Below are 23557 nucleotides of genomic sequence, written 5' to 3' on the forward strand. Positions count from 1 at the left end.
TGGGCACGCGATGGCAGAGAGCAGGACCGAACCGCGATGGCTGTTGAATTCGGCGGGAACACGTACCGGCTGGTGATGTTCGATCTCGACGACACCCTGGCCCCGTCCAAGAGCCCACTGCCCGACGAGATGGCCGCGCAACTGCGCCGGCTCCTCGACCGCGGCCTCGTGTGCATCATCTCCGGCGGCCAGTTCGGGCAGTTCGACGCGCAGGTGCTCAGCCGCATCGGTGGCGATCCGAACGCCGCCAACCTGCATCTGATGCCCACCTGCGGCACCCAGTACGTGCGGCTCGGCGACTCCGGCTGGGAGACGGTGTACGCCGAATACCTGTCCGACGACGAGAAGGCCCGCACCCTGGACATCCTGGAGACCGGTGCGAAGACGCTCGGGCTGTGGGAGGACGATCCGTGGGGACCGATCCTCGAGGACAGGGGCTCACAGATCACCTACAGCGCACTCGGTCAGTCGGCCCCCGTCGACGCCAAGGCCGCCTGGGATCCCGACGGCGCCAAGAAAGAAACCCTGCGTGCCTATGCCGCCGAACGGCTGCCCGACCTGGAGGTCCGCAGCGGCGGATCGACCTCGGTCGATGTCACCCGCAAGGGTATCGACAAGGCGTACGGTGCCAGGCGCCTGATGGAGATCCTGGGCCTGGACACCGCCGACATCCTGTTCTACGGCGACCGGCTCGATGAGGGCGGCAACGACCGGCCCGTCGCCGACCTCGGTATCACCTCGATCGCCGTCGAGGGCTGGCGCGACACCTACGCCAAGCTCGACGCCTTGCTCAGCTCAGCAGGTTAGCGCGCAGGGTGTTGAGATCGTTGGTGGTCAGACCGAGCCCCTTGCGCAGGTAGCCGTCGAGGCTGCCGTACTTGGCCTTGGCCGTGTTGAACGAGGTGCGCAGCCATTCGATGCGGACACCGTTGAGCGGATCGTTCGGCGAGGCGTGGCGGTAGGTGTTGCTGGCCAGGTAGTCGCGTTCGATGGTGCCCCGGTCGACGCCCAGGATGCTCAGCACCAGCGCCGCGGTCCAGCCGGTGCGGTCCTTGCCCGCGCTGCAGTGGAACAGCACCGAATTGCCCTTTGAGGTGGTGTTCTTGATGTCGAGCAGCGTCTTGCGGAACCCGGCCCGCGCCGACGGTGCGGTGATGTACGCCCGGTACGCCGACGACAGGTCGACCAGATTGGTGATCGGGGTCTGCCCGAGGATGTCGTAACTCTTGCGGGTGGCACCCGGGACCGCCTTGTCGGGCTGCACCGTGTACTCGATCTGGGTGCGCAGATCCACGATCGAGGTCACCTTCAGCGACTTCAGCTTCCGGAGGTCGGACGCGGTCAGCTTGGACAGGTTGTCGCTGCGGATCACCGCGGGCGAGATGTGCTTGCCGGAGGTCGTGGTGTATGAGGCGAATGTCCGGGTGTTCTCGGTGCCCGCGAGGTGGATGACGCTCGGCGTCGCGACACCGGGGGCGTCGGTGGTGGACGAGCCGGTGTCGTTCGGCGCCGCGGAGGCGATACCGGCCTGTCCCGCGACGGCCGGGGCCAGCGCGATGGCCGACACCGCGGCGACGCTGGTGAACACGCGCAGAGGCCGGGAAAGCGTGCGAGTTGTCATGACAAGGTTCCTTTCGCGGGTTAACGAATAGGGTTGACTACCGGAATAACACGATTGGATCCGCTGCGGACCTGGAATGACCTGGCATGGTATTGCCCGGTCAGCCGCTTGGTCTTGTCACGCAAGAAATACCAGTCCATCTGCACCGCGGCCTTGGTGACTGTGAACACCCCGTAGCCGTGTGCGTCGAGGTCGGTCCACTTGATATACGGGTTGAGTGCGGTGAGAGCCGGGGGGATCGCGTTGCTGACCGTGTGCTCGGGGACCTTGATCATCTCGTCGATGTTGTCGGCCGTCACCGACGGCACCACGAGCTCGGTGGCCACCGCATTCCCGGACCGGTATCCGGCGGCATCGATCGGGACGTCACACGCCCACGACGTGTGGATATCGCCGGTGATGAACACCACATTGCCGATGTGCTTGTCCGCGATGGTGCGCAGCAGCTTCTTGCGGTCGGCGGTATAGCCGTCCCACACGTCGGCGTTGTAGGGGATCCCGCCCTCGGGCAGGCCCAGGACATCGGTGATCGCGGCCGTGGTCTTCTTGTCGAGCGGAGGGAGCAGGACCGGAGTGATCATCACCGGGTTGCCCACGATCCGCCACGCGGCCGTCGAGGACGCCAGGCCGTCGGTCAGCCACTTCATCTGGGTCTTTCCGGTGATCGTGCGCGCCGGATCATCGATCTTGCGGGAGATCATCGACGCCTCCTTGTCCCGGTAGGTGCGCAGATCCAGCATCGACAGGTCCAGGAGGTTGCCGAAGGCCAGGCGCCGGTACAGGTGCCTGCCGTTCGGGTCGGCCGGCGGGCGCACCGGCATCCACTCGTAGTAGGCGCGTTCGGAGGCCGCCTTACGGGTGGCCCACGGACCCTCCGACGCCGAGTGGTTCTCGGCGCCGCCGCGCCAGGAGTTGTCGGCGGACTCGTGGTCGTCCCAGGTGCAGATCCACGGCAGCGCCAGGTGCAGGGCGGCCAGGTCGGGGTCCGTCTTGTACTGGGCGTGGCGCATCCGGTAATCGCGCAGGGTCCGGGCCTCGTTGCGGGGGGAGTGAATCCGGATGGCAGGTCCCTTACCCGTGTATTCGCCGGTTTTGTACTCGTAGTAGTAGTCGCCGAGGTGCACGATCGCGGTGAGGTCCCGCTGGCCGCGCAGATGCCGGTACGCGCCGAAGTAGCCGGCCTCCCAGTTGGCGCACGACACCACACCGAACCGAACCCGGCTGACGTCGGCACCGGGCGCGGGGGCGGTGCGGGTGGCCCCGACGGGCGAGCGGTGTGTCGTGCCGCCGACGGTGGTGGTGAAGGCGTACCAATAGCGGGTGTCGGGGGCCAGGCCCGTCGCATCGATCTTCACGGTGAAGTCCCGGTCGGGGCCGGTCGTGGTGGTGCCGGAGGAGACCACCGAGCGCAACTCGACGTCCGTGGCGATCCGCCAGGTCACCTGTACCGGAGTACCGACGCCGGATCCGGGGGTGGCGGACGCGGTCGGGGTGACCCGCGTCCACAGGATGATCCGGTCGGCCATCGGATCACCCGAGGCCACACCGTGCGCGAACACCCGGTGAGTGCCGCCGCTCGACGGCGCCGCGGACGCCGGCCCGGCGGATCCGGCGGCGTACAGCGTGGCGGCGACACCGATGCCGGCGCCGGCCCGCAGCACAGTGCGGCGATCGGGGGTGGCGGGCGCGGGGGACCCGGCAGCGGTGGGCGCACCGGACACGGGCGGCTGAGTAGGCACGTCGAACATCATGCGCCATGGCAGTCGGTCCCGTGTGCGTCTGGTCACCTTACTCCTGGGCAAGTCGGCCGGACGACACCCGCTTCTCAGACAGAATTCGTCGTCGATTCACCATGGCGACATCGGTTGATCGGCCCTGCGCACCCGATCGGCGGGCCTGACGACGCCGGGCGGAGGCGTTGGGGGAGAATCGAGGCGTTCGTCTCGCGAAGGAGTGGACGGCGGGAATCGACGATGGAGGAGGCGGTGTGTCCGAACTGGTGCCGTTGAAGGTCCAGATGGTGGCGGCCACAGAGTTCACCCCACCGCCGGACGTGCCGTGGAGCACCGACGCCGACGGCGGTGAGGCGCTGGTCGAGTTCGCCGGCCGCGCCTGCTACGAGAGCTGGGACAAGCCGAACCCGCGCACCGCGACCAACGCCGGATACCTGCGGCACATCCTCGAGGTGGGTCATCTGTCGCTGCTCGAACACGCGTCGGTGACCTTCTACATCACCGGGATCTCGCGCTCATGCACCCATGAACTGATCCGGCACCGGCACTTCTCCTACTCGCAGCTGTCGCAGCGGTTCGTGCCCGAACACGACTCGAACGTGGTGGCCCCGCCGGCGATCAAGGGTGACGAGGCGCTCGAAGAGCTGTTCATCAAGGCCACCGACGCCAGCCGGGAGGCCTACGTCGAGTTGCTGGAGGCCCTCGAAGCGAAGTTCGCCGACGTGCCGAACGCGATCCTGCGCCGCAAGCAGGCCCGGCAGGCGGCCCGGTCGGTTCTGCCGAACGCCACCGAGACCCGGATCGTGGTGACCGGCAACTACCGGGCATGGCGGCATTTCATCGGCATGCGGGCCACCGAACACGCCGACGTCGAGATCCGCCAGCTCGCCGTCGAATGCCTGCGGCACCTGATGCGGACCGCGCCGACGGTCTTCGGCGATTTCGAGATCGGCACGCTCGCCGACGGCACCGAGGTGGCCACCTCGCCGTACGTTCTCGAAGGCTGACCGCCCACCCGCCACGCCCGTGAGATCTGGGCACCCGCCCAGGTCCCATGGGTGGAGCAGCTCACCCGCTTTCGTTCTCGACACACCCCGTCCGCGACGGTATGCCCCGGCGCGGGATCCACCCAGGAGAAGGTAGCCTTGACCACCATGAACGCAGCCGTGCAGCAGCCTGACGCGCACCCTTTCGGGACGAATGTGGTGGCGATGGTGACTCCGTTCCGTGCCGACGGAACCCTCGACCTCGACAAGGCGGCGGAACTGGCCGACCACCTGGTGACCAAGGGCTGTGACGGGCTGGTCCTGTCCGGCACCACCGGTGAGTCGCCCACCACGCAGCCCGCCGAGAAACTCGAAGTCCTTCGCGCGGTCCTGGACGCCGTCGGTGACCGGTGCCGCATCACCCACGGTGTGGGCACCTACGACACCGCCGAGAGCGTCGAGTTCGCGATCGCCGGTGCCGAGGCGGGCGCACACGGTCTGCTCGTGGTGACCCCGTACTACTCCAAGCCGCCGCAGGCCGGTCTGCTCGCCCACTTCCGCGCTGTCGCCGACGCCACCGACCTGCCGGTGCTGCTCTACGACATTCCGCCCCGATCGGTGGTCCCGATCGCCGAACCCACCATCCGGGCGCTGGCCGAACATCCGCGGATCGTCGGCGTCAAGGACGCGAAGGGTGATCTGGCCTCGGGCGCGAACATCATCGCCACCACCGGCCTGGAGTACCTGTCCGGAGACGATGGCCTGAACCTGCCGTGGCTGTCGGTGGGTGCCACCGGATTCGTCAGTGTCATCGGCCATCTCGTCGCCGACAGGCTCCGGGAGATGCAACTGGCCTTCGAGAAGGGCGATGTGGTGACGGCCCGCGAGATCAACACCTCCGTCGCACCTCTCGTGAGTGCGATGGGCAGGCTCGGCGGTGTCACGATGGTCAAGGCCTCGCTGCGATTGCTCGGCCTCGACGTCGGCGATCCCCGGCTGCCACAGGTGCCGGCCGACACCGCGCAGATCGATGAGCTGGCCAAAGACCTGGCCACGGCAGGACTGCTGAGCTGATGACGAACCCAGCCCGGCGTCGACGCAGCGCCTCACGACAGGCAGGCCCACCCTCGCCCGCATCGGTCGCCGACAGCACCTCCGGCGCACGGCACGCGGCCGGGGGAGCGGAGTCCGCTCCCGAGCCCACCGGGCGCGAGGCCCGCGGCAGGCACGAACGTGCCCGGACCACGGCCACCCGGGCCGATGCCGACTCGCAGACCACGCAGACCGCACCGGACCGGATGGGCCCGCCACCGAAGCTGCCCCGCGGCGGACTGCGGGTCGTGGCGCTCGGCGGTATCGGGGAGGTCGGCCGCAACATGACCGTCTTCGAATACGACGGCAAACTGCTGATCGTCGACTGCGGTGTGCTGTTCCCCGAGGACGCGCAGCCCGGCGTCGACCTGATCCTGCCCGACTTCCGGTACATCGAGGACCGCATCGACGACGTCGAGGCCGTGATCCTCACCCACGGACACGAGGACCACATCGGTGCGGTGCCGTTCCTGCTGCGCCTGCGCGGCGACATCCCGGTCGTCGGCTCCACGTTCACGCTCGCCCTGCTGGAGGCCAAGTGCCGCGAGCATCGGCAGCGGCCCAAGCTGGTGCGCGTCAGTGAGGGGGAGCGGACCCAGCACGGCCCGTTCGACTGCGAGTACTTCGCCGTCAACCACTCGATCCCCGACGCGATCGCCGTCGCCATCCGCACCGGCGCCGGCCTGACGCTGCACACCGGCGATATCAAGCTCGACCAGCTGCCGCTCGACGGTCGGCTCACCGACCTGGCAGGGTTCAGCAGACTCGGCGATGAGGGCGTCGACCTGTTCCTGGTGGACTCCACCAACGCCGAGGTCCCCGGCTTCGTCACCCCCGAACGCCAGATCGGCGGTGTGCTCGACCAGGTCATCGGCAAGGCCAAACAGCGGGTGATCGTGGCGTCGTTCGCCAGCCACGTGCACCGCATCCAGCAGATCATCGACGTCGCCTATGCCCACAACCGGCGGGTCACCTTCGTCGGCCGGTCGATGGTCCGCAACATGCAGATCGCGCAGGACCTCGGCTATCTGTCGGTGCCCGACGGCGTGGTCGTCGACCTCGACACCGCAGCCACGCTGCCCGACCACCGGGTGGTGCTGATCTCCACAGGCTCGCAGGGTGAGCCGCTGTCGGCGCTGTCGCGGATGGCGCGCGGTGAGCATCGGCAGATCAACATTCGCGCCGACGATCTCGTCGTGCTCGCCTCCTCGCTCATCCCGGGCAACGAGAACTCGGTGTTCGCGGTGGTCAACGGCCTGGCCAAGCGCGGTGCCACGGTGATCACCCAGCAGTCGGCCAAGGTGCACGTGTCCGGGCACGCGTCGGCCGGTGAGCTGCTGTACCTGTACAACGCGGTGCGTCCCAGCAACGTGATGCCGGTGCACGGCGAGTGGCGGCATCTGCGCGCCAACGGTGATCTGGCCATCGCCACCGGTGTCGCCCCGGGACGGGTGGCGCTGGCCGAGGACGGTGTGGTCGTCGACCTTGTTGACGGCCTGGCCACCATCACCGGCCGGGTGCCCGTCGGCTACGTGTACGTCGACGGTCTGTCGGTCGGCGACGTCGGGGAGTCGACGCTGTCGGAGCGGCTGGTACTCGGTGAGGGCGGTTTCATCGCGATCACCGTGGCGGTCGACCCCGAGACGGGCCGGGCCGTCAGCCCGCCGGAGATCTCCGGCCGCGGTTTCTCCGACGATCCGGCCGCGCTCAAGGACGCCGCCGATCTGGTCGGGAAGGCACTGGACGCGCTGTACGCCGAAGGTGTCACCGACACACACCGGATCGCGCAGACGATCCGCCGCGCCGTCGGCCGCTGGGTGTCGGAGAAGTATCGCCGCCGCCCGATGATCGTTCCGACGGTTCTCGCGGTGCGCGCCAACTGATCACGCAGTGGGTGAACCCTCCGGGGGCGCTCATCGGGCTGATCATGATGTCGACCGGGCGGCGGATGCCCTGGCCGGTGCGCTGGTGGCCGAGGGCTTCGTGACGGGCGACCGGCTCGCGATCTACACGCAGAACAACCCGGCCTTCGTCATCGGGCTGGTTGCGGCGTGGAAGGCCGGTGGGATCGCGGTGCTGATCAATCCGATGAACCGCGAGCGTGAACTGCGGTACATGCTCACCGACTCCGGCGTCGTGGCGTTGCTGACGCTCGACGACCTGTACCGCACGGTGGCCGGACCGCTCATCGCCTCGGGTGACACGGACGTCCGGACGGTCATCACGTGTTCGCCGCTGGATTTCCAGACCCGCGACGACACACGACTGTTCGAGGGTGTGTCCAGGGAGGCGGTTGACGGGGCCGTCGACCTGACGGTGCTGATCGCCGCCCACGACGGGAGCACTCTGCCGCGCCCCGCCTTCGGGCCCGGCGACACGGCGGTGCTCACCTATACCTCGGGCACCACCGGAGAACCCAAGGGTGCCATGAACATACACGGCAACCTCGCGTTCAACGCGCAGGTGTACCGGGACTGGACCGGCCTGCGCTCGGGTGAGCCGATCCTCGCGGTGGCACCCTTGTTCCATATCACCGGGCTCGTCGGGCACATCATGTTCGCGATCATTGCGCACACGCCGCTGATCCTGATGCACCGCTTCGCACCCGACGTCGCTCTCGACGCGATCCGCGAGCACCGGCCGGTGTTCACCGTCGCCGCCATCACCGCCTACAACGCGCTATCCGCGGCACCGGGTGCCACCCCGGAGGATTTCGAGAGCCTGCGGATCCTCTATTCGGGCGGCGCTCCGATCTCCCCGGCGGTCGGTGACCGCATGGAGAAGTTCTTCGGTGCCTACATCCACAACATCTACGGCCTCACAGAGACCAACTCGCCGTCCCACGGCGTGCCGCTCGGAGTGCGTGCCCCCGTCGACGAGGCCTCGGGTGCCCTGTCGGTGGGTGTGCCGGTGTTCAACACGGTCGTCCGGGTGGTGGGGGAGGACGGTGAGGACGTCCCCGTCGGTGAGGTTGGGGAGTTTGTGACATCCGGTCCGCAGGTGGTGCCCGGCTACTGGAACAAACCCGACAAGACCGCCGAGTCGCTCCCGGACGGTGCGCTCAGGACCGGCGACGTCGGATTCATGGACGCCGACGGATGGTTCTACATCGTCGACCGCAAGAAGGACATGATCAACGCCTCCGGCTACAAGGTGTGGCCGCGGGAGGTGGAGGACGTGCTCTACACCCATCCGGCGGTCCGCGAGTCCGCGGTGATCGGCGTACCCGACGAGTACCGGGGCGAAACGGTCAAGGCGTATGTCTCACTGCAGGAGGGTGCGTCGGTGGACGAACAGGAGCTCGTCGATTTCTGCAAGAAGCAGATGGCGGCGTACAAGTATCCGCGGCAGGTGGTGATCGTCGACGAGCTGCCCAAGACGGTGACCGGCAAGATCCTGCGGCGATCGCTCCGCGACGGCAACTGATCGTGCCGGCCCGCCGACGACACGCGGATCACCGGGACAGATGTTGCGTAAGTGACTGACGGGGTCCGGGCGGACTATTCTGTCCCCATGGCTTCGAGAGCGAGCACGGGTTCACGCGCGTCTTCGGCACGTACCCAGGGAGCGGGTGCGGCCACCGGCCGAGCGGCCGGTGGCCGGTCGGCTGCTGCTCGGTCGTCGCGGGGTAAGGACGCCACAACCGCACGGTCGCGCGCGGGTGACGCCGACAGTACGCCGACCCGCCGGAAAAGCACGGCGAAAAAGGCTGCCGGAGAAAGCAAACCGCGCTCTGCCGCCAAAGGTCGCGGTTCGGTGCGCAGTACCCGGCCACGAGCGGAGTCATCCAAACCGCTCACGGAGCAGACCACCGATGTCCACCGTCCGTCCGTCGCCGCGGCGGTCGGGCGGGGCGTCGGGAACGGCTGGGCCCTGCTGGCCAGGGGAGTCGGGGGCCTGGCCCGCGTGGGCACGGCGCGACCCGAGTCACCGGGCTTCGAACCCGACGACCTCGATGCCGGCGCCGATCCCGGTGACCTGGACCTCGAACCTGACGAGGAGCGAGTCGCCCCGTCGCATCAGCGCGACGGGGCCGCCCTCGCCATCCTCATCGCGGGATTTCTGGTCGCCGTCGGTGTGTGGTTCGGCGCCGCGGGTCCGGTGGGCGCGCTCATCAACGCGGCGGTGCGGTCGGCCGTCGGCATCGCCGCGATCGGTGCGCCGGTGGTGCTGGTGGTGCTCGCGCTGGTCCTGATGCGCCGCCCGGCCAACCCCGGAAAGCAGCCCCGGCACATCGGCGGGGTGCTGCTGCTGGGCCTGCCCGCGCTCGGCCTGGTTCACCTGATCGCGGGCGCGCCACGCGACTTCACCGGCCGGTGCAACGCCGGCGGCTACATCGGATATGTCGTCGGTACCCCGCTCACCAACGGCGTCACCGCATGGGTGTCGGTGCCGATCCTGCTGCTGATCATGGCGTTCGGCGCGCTGATCCTCAGCGAGCGCACCATTCATGATGTCGTCGCCGGCACCGGGGAGTACCTGGGCCTGCGGCTGCGCGGGAACCCTCATCCGGACGAGGACGACGAGACCCCGTGGGAAACGGACCGGATCGAGGGCGCCGACCGCTACCGGCGCGATGCCGACGACCAGACGGATCGGCGAGACCTCGACGGCGAAGCGGGCTACCGGGCCGAGCGCCCCGAGACCGGCTACTCGCCGGACCCGTACGACAACTATCCGCCCGACGACGGGACGGCGCGCCGCCGCACGCCCCGGGCGTCGCAGTACGGCGCCTACGACGCACCGGCCCCGGGCCGCGACAGCGGTGGGTTCCGGCGTGGTGCCACCGCCGGGCAGATGCGCGACACCGCACGCACCGAGATCATCGGCGACCGGCGCGGCGCTGCCGCCGACCCGGGCCTGTTCGAAGAACTGCGCACCACGCGGCGGGGTGCCGCCAACGACTTCGCCGCCGCCGACTTCGGCGACGCCGACCTCGCCGGTGCCGCGACCGATCCGCTCGGGTCCGACAATCTCACCGAACCGATCGATCGGAGCACCGCCGCGCGCCCGGTTGCCGAACCCGTCGCCGATGCCGACCCGGCGAGCTGGGAAGATACTCCCGCGACCCCGGCCGGACCCGCTGCCGGACGGGGCCGGCACGAGGCCGCCACTGCCGCCGCCGCGCCTGTCGAGGCGCCGCGGCCGGCGCCGGGCCGCCGTCCCGACGCGGAGAACTCGTACCACGTGCCGCCCACGTCGCTGCTGATCGAAGGCGAACCGCCGGTCGCAGGCAGCCGCGCCAACGACGACATGATCGACCGCATCACCGGCGTCCTCGAACAGTTCAAGATCGACGCGATGGTGACCGGCTACACCCGTGGCCCGACCGTCACCCGCTACGAGGTCGAACTCGGCCCGGGCGTGAAGGTCGAGAAGATCACCGCACTCCAGCGCAACATCGCCTACGCGGTCGCCACCGACAACGTGCGGCTCCTCGCCCCGATTCCCGGCAAGTCGGCCGTGGGTATCGAGGTGCCCAACTCCGATCGTGAGATGGTGCGGCTGGCCGACGTGCTCGAGGCGCCGTCGACGCTCAAGGACAAGCATCCGCTGGTCATCGGACTCGGCAAGGACATCGAGGGCGATTTCGTCTCGGCCAACCTGGCCAAGATGCCGCACCTGCTGGTGGCCGGCTCCACCGGCTCGGGCAAGTCGAGCTTCGTCAACTCCATGCTGGTCTCGCTGCTCACCCGGGCCACCCCGGAGGACGTGCGGATGATCCTCATCGACCCCAAGATGGTCGAACTCACCCCGTACGAGGGGATCCCGCACCTGATCACGCCGATCATCACCGAACCCAAGAAGGCCGCCGCCGCGCTGGCCTGGCTGGTGGAGGAGATGGAACAGCGTTACCAGGACATGAAGGCCTCGCGGGTGCGGCACATCGACGACTTCAACCGCAAGGTGCGCTCGGGCGAGATCACCGCACCGCTGGGGTCCGAACGCGAATACAAGCCGTACCCCTACATCCTGGCGATCGTCGACGAGCTCGCCGACCTGATGATGACCGCGCCCCGCGACGTCGAGGACGCGATCGTGCGCATCACCCAGAAGGCACGCGCGGCCGGGATCCACCTGGTCCTGGCCACCCAGCGGCCGTCCGTGGACGTGGTGACCGGCCTGATCAAGACCAACGTGCCGTCCCGGCTGGCATTCGCGACATCGTCGCTGACCGACTCCCGCGTCATCCTCGACCAGCCGGGAGCCGAGAAACTCATCGGCATGGGCGACGGACTGTTCCTGCCGATGGGGGCCGGGCGGCCGATCCGTATGCAGGGCGCCTTTGTCGCCGACGAGGAGATCGCGGCGGTGGTCGACTACAGCCGCGAACAGGCCCAGCCCGAGTTCGTCGACGGTGTCACCACCGCGAAGGCCGGGGACAAGAAGGAGATCGACTCCGACATCGGCAACGACCTCGACGATCTGCTGCAGGCCATCGAACTGGTCGTCTCGAGCCAGTTCGGGTCGACGTCGATGCTGCAACGCAAACTGCGTGTCGGCTTCGCCAAGGCCGGCCGCCTGATGGACCTCATGGAGACACGCGGGGTGGTCGGGCCCAGCGAGGGATCCAAGGCCCGCGAGGTGCTCGTGAAGCCGGAGGACCTGGCCGGTGTGATCGCGTCGATCACCGGCGGGGACGCACCGGCTGCGGACACCGACTGATCCGGGTCGGTGGAATCACGCGACCCGGGGCCGTGTGCCCCGGTCGTCGTGCATCAGTTGTCGTGCAGGTGCGCCAGCATCCGGGTGTTGCCGAGCGTGTTCGGCTTGACGTAGCTCAGGTCGAGGAATTCGGCCACACCGGTGTCGTACGAGCGGCACATTTCCTCGAACACCTCACGGGTAACCGGCGTGCCCTCGATCTCGACGAAGCCGTGCCGGCCGAAGAATTCGGTCTCAAAGGTGAGCACGAACACCCGGCTCAGCTCAAGCTCACGTGCGACGGCCATCAGCCGTGCCACGATCCGGTGCCCGATGCCGTGCCCACTGCGGTCGCGGGCCACGGCCACGGTCCGCACCTCGCCGAGATCGGACCACAGCACGTGCAGCGCGCCGCATCCCACCACTTCGCCGTCCATCTCGCCGACCCAGAACTCCTGGACCGCCTCGTACAGGGTCACCAGGTTCTTCTCCAGCAGAATCCGGCCGGCGTACTGGTCGATGAGCTCCTTGATGCGCGGTACATCGGACGTCCGGGCACGTCGCACGACGACGGGATCACGATCGGGCGCAGGCGTATCGGCGTCGGGGACGGTATCGGCGGTGGACATGCGAATCAATCTACTTCGGCAACCGGGGGCGCGGCGTGGTGACTCGGTCATGTGACACGAATCCGGCCGTGTGTGACCTGATGGCCAATCCCGGCCGGTATCGCGGATAGTCTGTTGTGTGTGCAAGTGAGCTTTCGTCGTCCTGAGGACATGCCGTCATCGGTCGGTGAATCATGACCGACCGGGTGCGTCGCGCCCTCGACGAGGAGACCGGGGACATCGTGGATGACCCGGTGACCGGTGGTGTCGACCCCGCCGCGCCGCATGAGGTGCCGTTGCTCAACATCGCCAACGTGCTCACGGTGTTCCGGATTGTGCTCGTGCCGGTGTTCGTGGTCGCCCTGTTCGTCGATGACGGCAACAGCACCGCGTGGCGCATCACGGCCACGGTGATCTTCGCGATAGCCGCGCTCACCGACCGTTACGACGGCCGGCTGGCCCGGGAGCGGGGCCTGGTCACCGAGTTCGGCAAGCTCGCCGACCCGATCGCCGACAAGGCCCTCATCGGGGCCGCCCTCGTCGGGTTGTCCGTGCTCGGTGAGGTCTCCTGGTGGGTGACCGGCATCATCGTGGCGCGGGAACTGGGCGTGACCGCCCTGCGGTTCTGGGTGCTGCGGCACGGTGTGATCCCGGCCAGCCGCGGTGGCAAGCTGAAAACCCTGCTGCAGTCGCTGGCGATCGGTTTCTACCTGCTGCCGCTCGACGGTGCCTGGCACCTGATCGCGGTGGTCCTCATGGCGGCGGCCGTCGTGGTGACCGTGGTGACCGCATGCGACTACGTCTGGCGGGCCATCGCGCTGCGCGCCAAGGGCCGCGCCGCACGCTGATCGGCCGGATCGGCGGTATGTCCGCGGCGCCGGCCGTGTGGACCTTGGTAGCGTGGGACGAACGCCACGTGAGATGAGTCACGATCGGCAATCGGCCGGTCGTGCAGCGCGTCGACGCCGATAGTGGACTACTGTCGGCGGGAAGACGAGAGCGCCCATGCCGGATCCGGCCGGAATCCCGGAACCGAAATCAGCGGGTGGGAACGGATCGGGCGGCGCGATCGTTGTGATGGTCGGTCGGCGCATACGACGGTGACGACCCGAAGGAGGGAGTGTCGATGGCGGTACTGCTGCGTGAGGCGCTGGGTGAGAGTTTGCGCCGGGTACGTACGGACCAGGGCCGGACGCTGCGTGAGGTGTCGACCGACGCGCGGGTGAGCCTTGGCTACCTCTCCGAGGTCGAGCGGGGCCAGAAGGAGGCGTCGAGCGAGCTGCTGGCCGCGATCTGCGATGCCCTCGACGTCGAACTTGCCGATATCCTGCTCGACGCGGGGCAGACGCTTCGTCCGGCCCAGCACGACGCCGCGCTGTCGGCCACCAAGGTGGTCATCCCGGCTCCGGCCGGTCGCCCGGGTGCCGAGCTCGCCGCGGCCTGACCGGAGGCATCCGGCACGACCTCGGCCGATGACGCGTCCGAACGACAGTGGTGCCGGTGCGCGGCCTGGACGACTACAGTCGGATGTCAGGGCCAGATTGGTCCCCAACCCACTTTTCAACCGGTGAATGGAGTTGACGCAAGCATGGCGAACCCGTTCGTGAAGTTCTGGCGCTACCTGATGGCCCTCGGCAACGCGAAGATCGACGAACATGCCGATCCGAAGGTGCAGATCCAGCAGGCGATCGAGGACGCGCAGCGCCAGCACCAGGCGTTGTCCCAGCAGGCCGCCAATGTGATCGGTAACCAGCGTCAGCTGGAGATGAAGCTCAACCGGCAGCTTGAGGAGATCGAGAAGCTGCAGGCCAACACCCGTCAGGCGCTGACGCTGGCCGACCAGGCCGCGGCCGCGGGCGATGTGCAGAAGTCGCAGGAGTACACCAACGCCGCCGAGGCGTTCGCCGCGCAACTGGTCACCGCCGAGCAGAGCGTCGAAGACCTCAAGGTGCTGCACGACCAGTCGCTGCAGGCCGCGGCCCAGGCCAAGCAGGCCGTCGAACGTAACGCCATGATGCTGCAGCAGAAGCTGGCCGAGCGTTCCAAGCTGCTGAGCCAGCTGGAGCAGGCCAAGATGCAGGAGCAGGTGTCGGCCTCGCTCAACCAGATGAGCGAGCTGGCCGTTCCGGGCAACACCCCCAACCTGGACCAGGTGCGCGACAAGATCGAACGGCGCTACGCCAACGCGCTGGGTTCGGCCGAACTGGCCAAGAATTCCGTCCAGGGACGCATGGCCGAGGTCGAGCAGGCCGGTGTCCAGATGGCCGGGCATTCGCGGCTGGAGCAGATCCGGGCCAGCATGCGTGGCGAGGCACTGCCGTCGGCGGGCGCCCCGGCAGCGGCACCGGACCTGGCCAAGCCGGGCACCGTGCCCGGACAGACGCTTCCGCCGCAGACCCACTAGGTTGGCCGGGGCACGGGCCGACAGCCGAACGCACCGGATCGGCATCGTCGCGGGCCCCGACGCCGGGCATGCGTTTCCGGCGTTCGCGCTGGCCCGGCGGCTTGAGGAGTCCATCCGGCCGGACGGGGTGAGTTTCGGTGCCGTTGTCTACACCGGCACCCGCTGGCTGGACGAGGCCGCACGACGCGGCATCCGCGCACTCGAACTGCCCGGGCTGACCGCTCGTGCCGATGACGACGACGGTGACGCGGGGGACAAGCTCAGCGGGCGCGCCGCCCGTATCGCTTGTGCGCTGGAACCCTCCCTGGTGGCCGAGGGCGTGGAGCTTGTCGTCTCCGACGTCATCACCGTCGGCGGTGGCTGGGCGGCCGAGCTCGCGGGTATCCCCTGGGTGGAGTGTTCGCCACATCCGCTGTACGACGCGTCCCGTGGACTGCCCCCGGTCGGTTCGGGCCTCGCAGTGGGTGAAGGCCCGCTGGGCCGGCTGCGGGATGCGGTGATGCGGACCGCCACCGCGCGCTCGATCAGACTCGGAGAACGCCAGCGGGCACGCGCCCGGGCGTCCATCGGACTGCCGCACACTCCTGATCCCGCCGCCCGCATGGTGGCCACGCTTCCCGGACTGGAGGTTCGCCGTCCGGACTGGCCCGAGCGCACCCACATCGTCGGCCCGCTGCTGTGGGAGCCGACCGACGACCTGTTCACGGTGCCGGAGGGACACGGACCGCTGATCATGGTGGCCCCGTCGACGGCCGTCACCGGTGCCGCGGACATGGTCGACCACGTGCTGAGCGGACTCGGGCAGGTGGGCCGCGACGTCCGGGTGGTGGTATCCGGCCTGGACATCGACGACGCGACCGTGGCCGGCATCTGTGCGCGGGCCGGACTGTCGCCCGGTGCCGTGGTGGCGGGTCTGGCACGCCAGGACCGCCTGCTGGCCTCGGGCGAGGTCGAGGTGCTGATCTGCGGCGGTGGGCACGGCATCCTCGCCAAGAGCCTGACCCACGGTGTTCCCGTCGTCACCATCCCCGGCGGCGGAGACCAGTGGGAACTGGCCAACCGGGTGAGCCGGTCGGGAGCGGGGGAACTCGTGCGGCCCGTCACCGCGGACGCGGTGGCCTCCGCCGTCCGTGCCGTCCTCGACAACCCCGAACACCTCACCGCCGCCAGGCGGATCGCAGTCTCGGCGGGCGAGGTCGTCGACCCGGTGTGGGTCATCGACCGGGTGCTGCGGGGATAGTGTCGAGGATCGTGCGACTCACTGAATTCACCGAGCTGATGCACACCCAATTCGGTGTGCAGACGGCAGATTCGATTCTCACCGATCACGTCCTGACGGAGTTCGCGGGCCGGACCGGGGCACAGGCCATCGAAGACGGCCACGATCCCCGCGATGTGTGGGTGGCCATCTGCCGGGACTTCGACGTACCCCGCGCACGCTGGTAGCCGGTCTCACCCTGACCTGTGGAAACTCTGGTTGTCAGGTACTTGTGCGCGTGTCAGACTTGCCAATAGAACATCCGTTCGTTCATCCTTATGTTCGAACGACACCGGATGTTCGGCGGAGCATCAGATGTTGAGAGCGGAGCCCGGCACGCCGGACGCTGTTTGTCAGACCTCACCGATAGTGTGCGAGGCGATGGCAACCACAGCTTCGGGCAGATCCCGGTCCACACAGCAGACACGTAAACGCGGCAGCTCGGCTGCCAAGGCAGCACCGACCAGAGGAGACACAATGGCACCGACTCAGGATCGTGAGAAGGCACTCGATCTCGCCCTCGCGCAGATCGACAAGAACTTCGGCAAGGGTTCGGTCATGCGGCTCGGGCAGGAGGCCCGCCAGCCGATCGAGGTCATCCCCACCGGTTCCATCGCGCTCGACATCGCGCTGGGTATCGGCGGACTGCCCCGTGGCCGGGTCGTGGAGATCTATGGACCGGAGTCGTCGGGTAAGACGACGGTGGCACTGCACGCGGTGGCCAACGCCCAGGCCCAGGGTGGTATCGCCGCGTTCATCGACGCCGAGCACGCGCTCGATCCCGACTACGCCGCCAAGCTGGGCGTCGACACCGACGCGCTGCTGGTGTCCCAGCCCGACACCGGTGAGCAGGCGCTGGAGATCGCTGACATGCTGATCCGGTCGGGCGCGCTCGACATCCTGGTCATCGACTCGGTCGCCGCGCTGGTGCCCAAGGCGGAGATCGAGGGCGAGATGGGTGACAGCCATGTCGGTCTGCAGGCCCGCCTGATGAGCCAGGCGCTGCGTAAGATGACCTCCGCGCTCAACCAGTCCAAGACCACCGCCATCTTCATCAACCAGCTGCGCGAGAAGATCGGTGTGATGTTCGGTTCGCCCGAGACCACCACCGGCGGTAAGGCATTGAAGTTCTACTCGTCGGTGCGCCTGGATGTGCGCCGCATCGAAACCCTCAAGGACGGCACCGACGCGGTGGGTAACCGCACCCGCGTCAAGGTGGTCAAGAACAAGGTGGCACCGCCGTTCAAGCAGGCCGAGTTCGACATCCTCTACGGGCACGGCATCAGCAAGGAGGGCTCGCTGATCGATCTCGGCGTGGCCGAGGGCTTCATCCGCAAGTCCGGATCCTGGTACACCTACGAGGGCGATCAGCTCGGGCAGGGCAAGGAGAACGCCCGCAACTATCTCAAAGAGAACCCCGAGACGGCCGACGAGATCGAGAAGAAGATCAAGGAGAAGCTCGGCATCGGCGCTGTGCTCGACGATGACGATGTGGCTCCCGCACCTGTCGAGTTCTGACGGTGACCGCAGACGCCGAGACCGGGCGCACCGTCTCCCCGTGGGACGTGGCGCTCCGGCTTCTCGGGGTCCGGGCACGCAGCCGTCACGAGGTGCGTGAACGGTTGCTGCGCAGAGGTTTTGAAGACGATGTGGTCGATGACGTGATGACGCGACTCGACCGCGCCGGGCTGCTCGACGACTCCGACTTCGCCGCCGAGTGGGTGCGGTCGAGGCATGCGCACAGCGGCCGCGGCCGGATCGCGCTCAAACAGGAGCTCCGCACCAAGGGCATCGACGCCGAGGTCATCGACGAGGCACTGGCCGACATCGACCCCGGGGCAGAGCGGGCCAACGCCGCCCAGATGGCGGCCAAGAAGCTGGCCACGATGCGCGTCGATCTCACCGACCGGGCCGAACGTGACAAAGCGTACCGCCGGCTCGCGGGCATGCTGTCGCGGCGTGGCTATGACCAGTCGACGGTGATCGAGGTGGTCGGAGAGGTGCTCGGCAGCAGGTCGTGATCGGCCGCCGGGAACACAGTCACAGAAGAAGTCCGGGGCCGTCCGGGGGATCGAATCCCCGGGCGGCCCCGGACTTTTCAGGAACTTCTGAGAGCGGTGCTACTTGGTCCCGAAGGTGGGGAGGTTCTCCGACGCGGCGATGTCGGCGTCATCGGCGTCCGGCACGGTCACCTTCCGGCGTCCGGTCCGCAGCCGCTTCTCCAGATATGTGGCCAGCGACGACAGTCCGAAGTTGATCAGGATCATGATGATCGCGATCACGATCAACGCCGGGATGTAGTTGCCGTACCGGGCGGAGGACAGCAGACCGCTGCGGATCACCTCGGAGTAGCCGATGATGTAGCCCAGCGCGCTGTCCTTGAGCGCGATGACCATCTGCGACACCAGCGCCGGCAGCATCGCCGTCACCGCCTGCGGCAGCAGGATGATGCGCATCATCTGACCCTTACGCAGGCCCAGCGCCTTCGACGCCTCGGTCTGGCCATTCGGCAGCGAGTTGATGCCCGAGCGGATGATCTCGGCGATCACCGAGCCGTTGTACAGGGTCAGGCCGATCACCACGGCGGTGAACGCCAGCTGTGAGGACGGCACCACGCCGTACTTGGCGAGCAGGAACCAGCAGAACACCATCAGGATCAGCACCGGGATGGCGCGGAACACCTCGATCAGGGTGCCGGCGATGGCACGTACCCAGGTGTGATCGGAGAGCCGGCCGATGCCGAGGACCGCACCCAGGATCATGGCCAGCACGATCGAGACGACCGCCGCCGCCACCGTGCGCCACAGGCCGGGCAGGATGTAGCCCTTCCAGGTGCTCCAGTAGGAGAACGGTTCCCATTTCTCGCCCGCGAACTGATCGTTGCTGGCGAGGGTGACGATCACCCAGATGGCGATGGCCGCGAGGATCGCGATGAAGGCGACCGCGGTGATCTGATTGCGGACCTTGGCCTTGGGGCCGGGCGCGTCGTACAGGACGGTGGCGCCGGCCGGTTTGTGGTCACTCATCGCTTCACCCCGAATCGTTTGGCGAGATATCCGAAGGCCGCACCCTCCGACAGGGTGATGATCATGAATCCGACGGCGATGATGCCGAAGATCACGAACAGCTGGTCGGAGAAGGTCTCGATCTCACTCTTCATCAGTGCCGACGCCTCGGCCACACCGATCGCCGAGGCGATGGTGGTGTTCTTGGTCAACGCGATCAGGACGCTGCCGAGCGGGCCGAGGACCGCGCGCAGCGCCTGCGGCAGCACGATCGACCCGAACACCTGGATGAACGGCAGCCCGAGTGACCGGGCCGCCTCGGCCTGACCGATCGGGACGGTGTTGAAGCCGGACCGCAATGTCTCACAGACGAACGTCGCCGTGTACACGATGAAACCGACCACCGACAGCCAGAACATGTTGGTCGAGTTGGTGGAGGCGAACTGCAGACCGAGGTTGTAGCTCAGGCCCATCGCGCAGAACAGGATGATGAGCGTCAGCGGGGTGTTGCGGACCACGTTCACGTAGACGGTGGCGAAGCCGCGCATCACCGGAACCGGCGACACCTTCATGCCGGCCAGGATTGTTCCCCAGATCAGGGCGCCGATCGCGGAGAAGAACGTCAGTTTGATCGTCATCCAGAATGCGGGCCACAGTTCGGGCCCCATGCTGTCCCAGAGTTCACTCATCGTCGTTCACCTCACTCACTTCAGGTTCGCAGGGCAGGGGGTGGATGCGGAGTCGAGGAACGACAGGTCACCGACCGTCGGCTCGAACTTGTACTTCGAATCGGGCGTGGCGGCACGGGCCGACACCTGATCGACGAACTCGTCGCCGAGGTTCTTGCGGATCGCCTTCATCCACTCGGAAGTGCCGTCGGTACCCGGTTTGAGCATCGCGGTGAGCGCCTCGTTGAGCAGCGCGACCGCCTCGCCGTCGTCCTTGCCGACGCCGATGCCGTACCGTTCGGTCGAGAACGGCGCACCCGCGGACTTGAGCGCCTCCTTGACGCAGGCGTCCTTCGGGTAGGTCATCTCGACCAGCTTGAACTCGCCCGACCAGAAGTTGGAGTATCCGGCCAGGATCGATTCGTCGGTGGTGAGTGCGTCGACCTTGCCGCGGCGCAGCCCCTCGACGCAGGCCGAGTACGAGTCGAACTCCTGCAACTGGACCGACGGGAGCTGGGCCTTGACGTTCTGCGCGGATGTCGAACCTGTCACGGAGCAGAGCTTCTTGTCCTTCTGCAGGTCGGTGAGCTGGGTGATCGAGTCGTCGTCGCGGCGCACCAGCAGACCCTGATAGGTGACCAGGTAGGGGCCGGCGAACGACACCTTCTTCGATCGGGCCGCGTTGATCGAGTAGGTGGCCGCGATGGTGTCGACCTCACCGTTCTCGATCATCGCCTCGCGGCGCGCGGACGGAGTCTCGCGCCACTTGACCTTGGGGTGTTTGACGCCGAGCTTGTCGGCGATGTGGTTGACCACATACCTCGACACATCGGCGTCGAATCCGTCGACGCCGCCGTTGTCGGGGTTGTAGATGCCCAGTCCGGGCTGGTCGAACTTGGTGCCCAGCACCACCGATCCCTTACGGATCGAGTCGACGAGACTACGGGGTTCGGTACTGCCGCACGCGGCCAGGAGCCCGCCGACGGTGACCAGGACCGCGACCAGGACGGTGAGTGAACCTATTCGCCGTCGCATCAGTGCCCCAGGATCTTGCTCAGGAAGTCCTTGGCCCGGTCGGACTTGGGTGCGGTGAAGAAACTCTCCGGATCGGTGTCCTCGATCACGGCGCCGTCGGCCATGAAGATGATCCGGTCGGCGGCCTTGCGGGCGAAGCCCATCTCGTGGGTCACCACCAGCATGGTCATGCCCTCCTTGGCCAGTGAGACCATCACGTCGAGGACCTCGTTGACCATCTCGGGGTCGAGGGCCGAGGTCGGCTCGTCGAACAGCATGATCTTCGGTTCCATCGCGAGCGACCGGGCGATGGCCACCCGCTGCTGTTGACCGCCGGACAACTGCGCGGGGTACTTGTCCTTCTGGCTGGCGATGCCGACGCGGTCGAGCAGTTCGAGGGCGCGTTTGGTGGCGTCGGCCTTGTTCTGCTTGCGAACCTTCATCGGTGCGAGGGTGACGTTGTCGAGGATCGTCTTGTGCGCGAACAGATTGAACGACTGGAACACCATGCCGACGTCGGCGCGCAGCGCCGCCAGGTCCTTGCCCTCAGAGGGCAGCAGGGTGCCCTCGATGCGGATCTCGCCGCTGTCGATGGGTTCGAGCCGGTTGATGGTGCGGCACAGGGTGGACTTGCCGGATCCGGACGGCCCCAGGACGACCACGACCTGCCCCCTGGGCACTTCGAGATTGATGTCTTTGAGGACGTGCAGCGGTCCGAAGTGCTTCTGGACGCCCTTGATCGAGATCATCGAGGTTCCCCCTGGCGAACTCCCCGACGACGGTGACGACGAAATATCCTTGGAAGGTGCATTCGGCGAATCTGTCATGAACAAACCTTAGAGTGCCCTATGTGATCTGGCGCGCCGAAACGGCAAAGGTCGTTTACCGGACCTTACGAAGCCGATACCGACGTCAAGGGGCGATTTGCGTCGGGTTAGTACTCTGAACGGGTGAGTATCGAGTTGTCCGAGCGTGTGCCGGGACCCGAGGTGGCCGGGTCCGATCCTGATCCCGCGCGCAGCTACCAGGTCCGCACCTATGGCTGTCAGATGAACGTGCACGACTCGGAGCGGATCTCGGGCCTGCTGGAGGGTGCCGGTTACGTCCGGGCCGCCGACGACGCAGAGGCCGACCTGGTCGTCTTCAACACCTGCGCGATCCGGGAGAACGCCGACAACAAGCTGTACGGCAACCTGTCGCACCTGGCCCCGGTCAAGTCCCGCAAGCCGGGGATGCAGATCGCGGTGGGCGGCTGCCTGGCGCAGAAGGACAAGGACACGGTGCTGAGCAAGGCGCCGTGGGTCGACGTGGTGTTCGGCACCCACAACATCGGTTCGCTGCCGGCGTTGCTCGACCGGGCCCGGCACAACGAGGCCGCGCAGGTGGAGATCCTCGACTCGCTCGAACGTTTCCCGTCGACGCTGCCGGCCAAGCGTGACTCCGCGTATTCGGGCTGGGTGTCGGTGTCGGTGGGCTGCAACAACACCTGCACGTTCTGTATCGTGCCGTCGCTGCGTGGCAAGGAAGTCGACCGGCGCCCGGGCGACGTGCTCGCCGAGGTGCAGGCGCTCGTCGATCAGGGTGTGCTGGAGGTGACGTTGCTGGGGCAGAACGTCAACGCCTACGGCATGTCGTTCGCCGACCCCGACCAGCCGCGCAATCGCGGCGCGTTCGCGGAACTGCTGCGGGCGTGCGGCGACATCGACGGCCTGGAGCGGGTACGGTTCACCTCGCCGCATCCGGCCGAGTTCACCGACGACGTGATCGAGGCGATGGCCGAGACCCCCAACGTCTGCCCGCAGTTGCATATGCCGCTGCAGTCCGGTTCCGACCGCATCCTCAAGGCGATGCGCCGCAGCTACCGGCAGCGCAAGTTCCTCGGCATCCTCGACAAGGTGCGTGAGGTGATGCCGCACGCCGCCATCACCACCGACATCATCGTCGGGTTTCCCGGCGAGACCGAAGAGGACTTCCAGGCCACCCTGGACGTGGTGGAGAAGGCGCGCTTCTCCAGCGCGTTCACCTTCCAGTACTCGCCGCGGCCGGGAACGCCGGCCGCCACGATGGACGAGCAGGTGCCGCCCGAGGTCGTGTCCGAGCGCTACCAGCGCCTCATCGCGCTGCAGGAGAAGATCTGCCTCGACGAGAACCAGCGCCTGGTCGGTACCGAGGCAGAGCTGCTGGTGGTCGCCGACGAGGGTCGCAAATCCGCTGCGACACAACGAAAAACGGGCCGCGCACGGGACGGTCGGCTGGTCCACTTCGCCGCCGGTGACGTCGCAGGCGCGATCCGGCCCGGTGACGTGGTGACCACCACGATCACCGGCGCCGCACCGCATCATCTCGTCGCCGATGCGGGCATCATCACTCACCGCACCACGCGTGCGGGTGACGCACACGAGAAGGCGATCACCCCCGTCACCCTGCCGATCGGCGTCGGGCTGGGGATGCCGTCGATCGGCCCGCGGGCCGCCGAGCCGGCCGACACCGGCTGCTCGGTCGGTTGCGGGTCCTAGGAGGAGA

At 67.6% G+C, this 23557-nt stretch carries 21 protein-coding genes; 14 read left to right on the plus strand and 7 right to left on the minus strand.

What is annotated here, in order from left to right; all coding sequences use genetic code 11:
- Nucleotides 1–36 precede the first annotated feature (36 nt).
- Complete coding sequence (locus GOAMR_RS21025; protein WP_005192741.1) at nt 37–807, plus strand: HAD-IIB family hydrolase; 771 nt, start codon at nt 37–39, stop codon at nt 805–807.
- Here GOAMR_RS21025 and GOAMR_RS21030 read toward each other — a convergent pair.
- Complete coding sequence (locus GOAMR_RS21030; protein ID WP_005192745.1) at nt 791–1621, minus strand: tyrosine-protein phosphatase; 831 nt, start codon at nt 1619–1621, stop codon at nt 791–793. The genes GOAMR_RS21025 and GOAMR_RS21030 overlap by 17 nt on opposite strands.
- 20 nt (nt 1622–1641) lie before the next feature.
- Complete coding sequence (locus GOAMR_RS21035; RefSeq protein WP_005192747.1) at nt 1642–3369, minus strand: alkaline phosphatase D family protein; 1728 nt, start codon at nt 3367–3369, stop codon at nt 1642–1644.
- 239 nt (nt 3370–3608) lie between these two features.
- Here GOAMR_RS21035 and thyX point away from each other — a divergent pair, with 239 nt between their 5' ends.
- From thyX to GOAMR_RS21060, 5 genes are all read left to right on the plus strand, one after another.
- Entirely contained in the window at nt 3609–4361 is a 753-nt protein-coding gene (gene thyX / locus GOAMR_RS21040; RefSeq protein ID WP_005192750.1) for an FAD-dependent thymidylate synthase, read from the plus strand.
- 147 nt (nt 4362–4508) lie between these two features.
- Entirely contained in the window at nt 4509–5414 is a 906-nt protein-coding gene (gene dapA, locus GOAMR_RS21045) for a 4-hydroxy-tetrahydrodipicolinate synthase (protein ID WP_040516024.1), read from the plus strand.
- A complete protein-coding gene (locus GOAMR_RS21050) occupies nt 5414–7315 on the plus strand; it encodes a ribonuclease J (protein WP_005192754.1) in 1902 nt (633 codons plus the stop codon). The genes dapA and GOAMR_RS21050 overlap by 1 nt, the downstream gene beginning before the upstream one ends.
- 7 nt (nt 7316–7322) lie before the next feature.
- A complete protein-coding gene (locus GOAMR_RS21055; protein ID WP_005192758.1) occupies nt 7323–8858 on the plus strand; it encodes a class I adenylate-forming enzyme family protein in 1536 nt (511 codons plus the stop codon).
- Nucleotides 8859–9188: 330 nt separating this feature from the next.
- Nucleotides 9189–12098, plus strand: a complete 2910-nt coding sequence (locus tag GOAMR_RS21060; RefSeq protein WP_005192761.1) for a DNA translocase FtsK — start codon at nt 9189–9191, stop codon at nt 12096–12098.
- A gap of 53 nt (nt 12099–12151) precedes the next feature.
- On the opposite strand, the gene GOAMR_RS21065 is transcribed toward GOAMR_RS21060, so the two are convergent.
- On the minus strand, nt 12152–12706 hold the full coding sequence (locus GOAMR_RS21065; RefSeq protein ID WP_005192772.1) for an amino-acid N-acetyltransferase: 555 nt from the start codon (nt 12704–12706) through the stop codon (nt 12152–12154).
- Between the two features lie 173 nt (nt 12707–12879).
- Between GOAMR_RS21065 and pgsA the strand changes: the two genes are divergently transcribed.
- The 7 genes from pgsA to GOAMR_RS21100 all read left to right on the plus strand — a co-directional run bounded on the left by pgsA (nt 12880) and on the right by GOAMR_RS21100 (nt 18368).
- On the plus strand, nt 12880–13533 hold the full coding sequence (pgsA, locus tag GOAMR_RS21070; RefSeq protein ID WP_005192774.1) for a CDP-diacylglycerol--glycerol-3-phosphate 3-phosphatidyltransferase: 654 nt from the start codon (nt 12880–12882) through the stop codon (nt 13531–13533).
- Between the two features lie 278 nt (nt 13534–13811).
- On the plus strand, nt 13812–14129 hold the full coding sequence (locus tag GOAMR_RS21075) for a helix-turn-helix domain-containing protein (RefSeq protein ID WP_005192775.1): 318 nt from the start codon (nt 13812–13814) through the stop codon (nt 14127–14129).
- A gap of 144 nt (nt 14130–14273) precedes the next feature.
- Nucleotides 14274–15089, plus strand: coding sequence for a phage shock protein PspA (gene pspA / locus GOAMR_RS21080; RefSeq protein ID WP_005192776.1), 816 nt, complete (start codon nt 14274–14276; stop codon nt 15087–15089).
- Between the two features lies 1 nt (nt 15090).
- Nucleotides 15091–16329 carry a glycosyltransferase gene (locus GOAMR_RS21085; RefSeq protein WP_005192778.1) on the plus strand — a complete coding sequence of 413 codons (1239 nt, stop codon included), beginning with the start codon at nt 15091–15093 and terminating at the stop codon, nt 16327–16329.
- 11 nt (nt 16330–16340) lie between these two features.
- Nucleotides 16341–16535: a DUF3046 domain-containing protein gene (locus tag GOAMR_RS21090; RefSeq protein ID WP_005192780.1), complete on the plus strand. Its 195-nt coding sequence runs from the start codon at nt 16341–16343 to the stop codon at nt 16533–16535.
- A 289-nt stretch (nt 16536–16824) separates the two neighbouring features.
- The gene (gene recA / locus GOAMR_RS21095; RefSeq protein ID WP_005192783.1) at nt 16825–17865 is read left to right on the plus strand and encodes a recombinase RecA; all 1041 of its coding nucleotides are present in this window, start codon (nt 16825–16827) and stop codon (nt 17863–17865) included.
- A 2-nt stretch (nt 17866–17867) separates the two neighbouring features.
- Complete coding sequence (locus GOAMR_RS21100; RefSeq protein WP_005192785.1) at nt 17868–18368, plus strand: regulatory protein RecX; 501 nt, start codon at nt 17868–17870, stop codon at nt 18366–18368.
- A gap of 99 nt (nt 18369–18467) precedes the next feature.
- Here the strand turns inward: GOAMR_RS21100 and GOAMR_RS21105 are convergent, their stop codons facing one another.
- Genes GOAMR_RS21105 through GOAMR_RS21120 form a run of 4 tightly spaced genes read right to left on the minus strand, consistent with a single transcriptional unit; the run spans nt 18468 to nt 21783 of the window.
- Nucleotides 18468–19373, minus strand: coding sequence for an amino acid ABC transporter permease (locus GOAMR_RS21105; RefSeq protein ID WP_005192786.1), 906 nt, complete (start codon nt 19371–19373; stop codon nt 18468–18470).
- Complete coding sequence (locus tag GOAMR_RS21110) at nt 19370–20041, minus strand: amino acid ABC transporter permease (RefSeq protein WP_005192788.1); 672 nt, start codon at nt 20039–20041, stop codon at nt 19370–19372. The genes GOAMR_RS21105 and GOAMR_RS21110 overlap by 4 nt, the downstream gene beginning before the upstream one ends.
- 15 nt (nt 20042–20056) lie before the next feature.
- Complete coding sequence (locus GOAMR_RS21115; protein WP_005192791.1) at nt 20057–21055, minus strand: glutamate ABC transporter substrate-binding protein; 999 nt, start codon at nt 21053–21055, stop codon at nt 20057–20059.
- Nucleotides 21055–21783, minus strand: a complete 729-nt coding sequence (locus GOAMR_RS21120; protein WP_005192796.1) for an amino acid ABC transporter ATP-binding protein — start codon at nt 21781–21783, stop codon at nt 21055–21057. Before GOAMR_RS21120 ends, GOAMR_RS21115 begins: the two co-directional genes overlap by 1 nt.
- A 201-nt stretch (nt 21784–21984) precedes the next feature.
- Between GOAMR_RS21120 and miaB the strand changes: the two genes are divergently transcribed.
- Nucleotides 21985–23550: a tRNA (N6-isopentenyl adenosine(37)-C2)-methylthiotransferase MiaB gene (gene miaB, locus GOAMR_RS21125; RefSeq protein ID WP_005192799.1), complete on the plus strand. Its 1566-nt coding sequence runs from the start codon at nt 21985–21987 to the stop codon at nt 23548–23550.
- Nucleotides 23551–23557 lie beyond the last annotated feature (7 nt).

Source organism: Gordonia amarae NBRC 15530 (genome assembly GCF_000241345.1).
GTDB lineage: Bacteria > Actinomycetota > Actinomycetes > Mycobacteriales > Mycobacteriaceae > Gordonia > Gordonia amarae.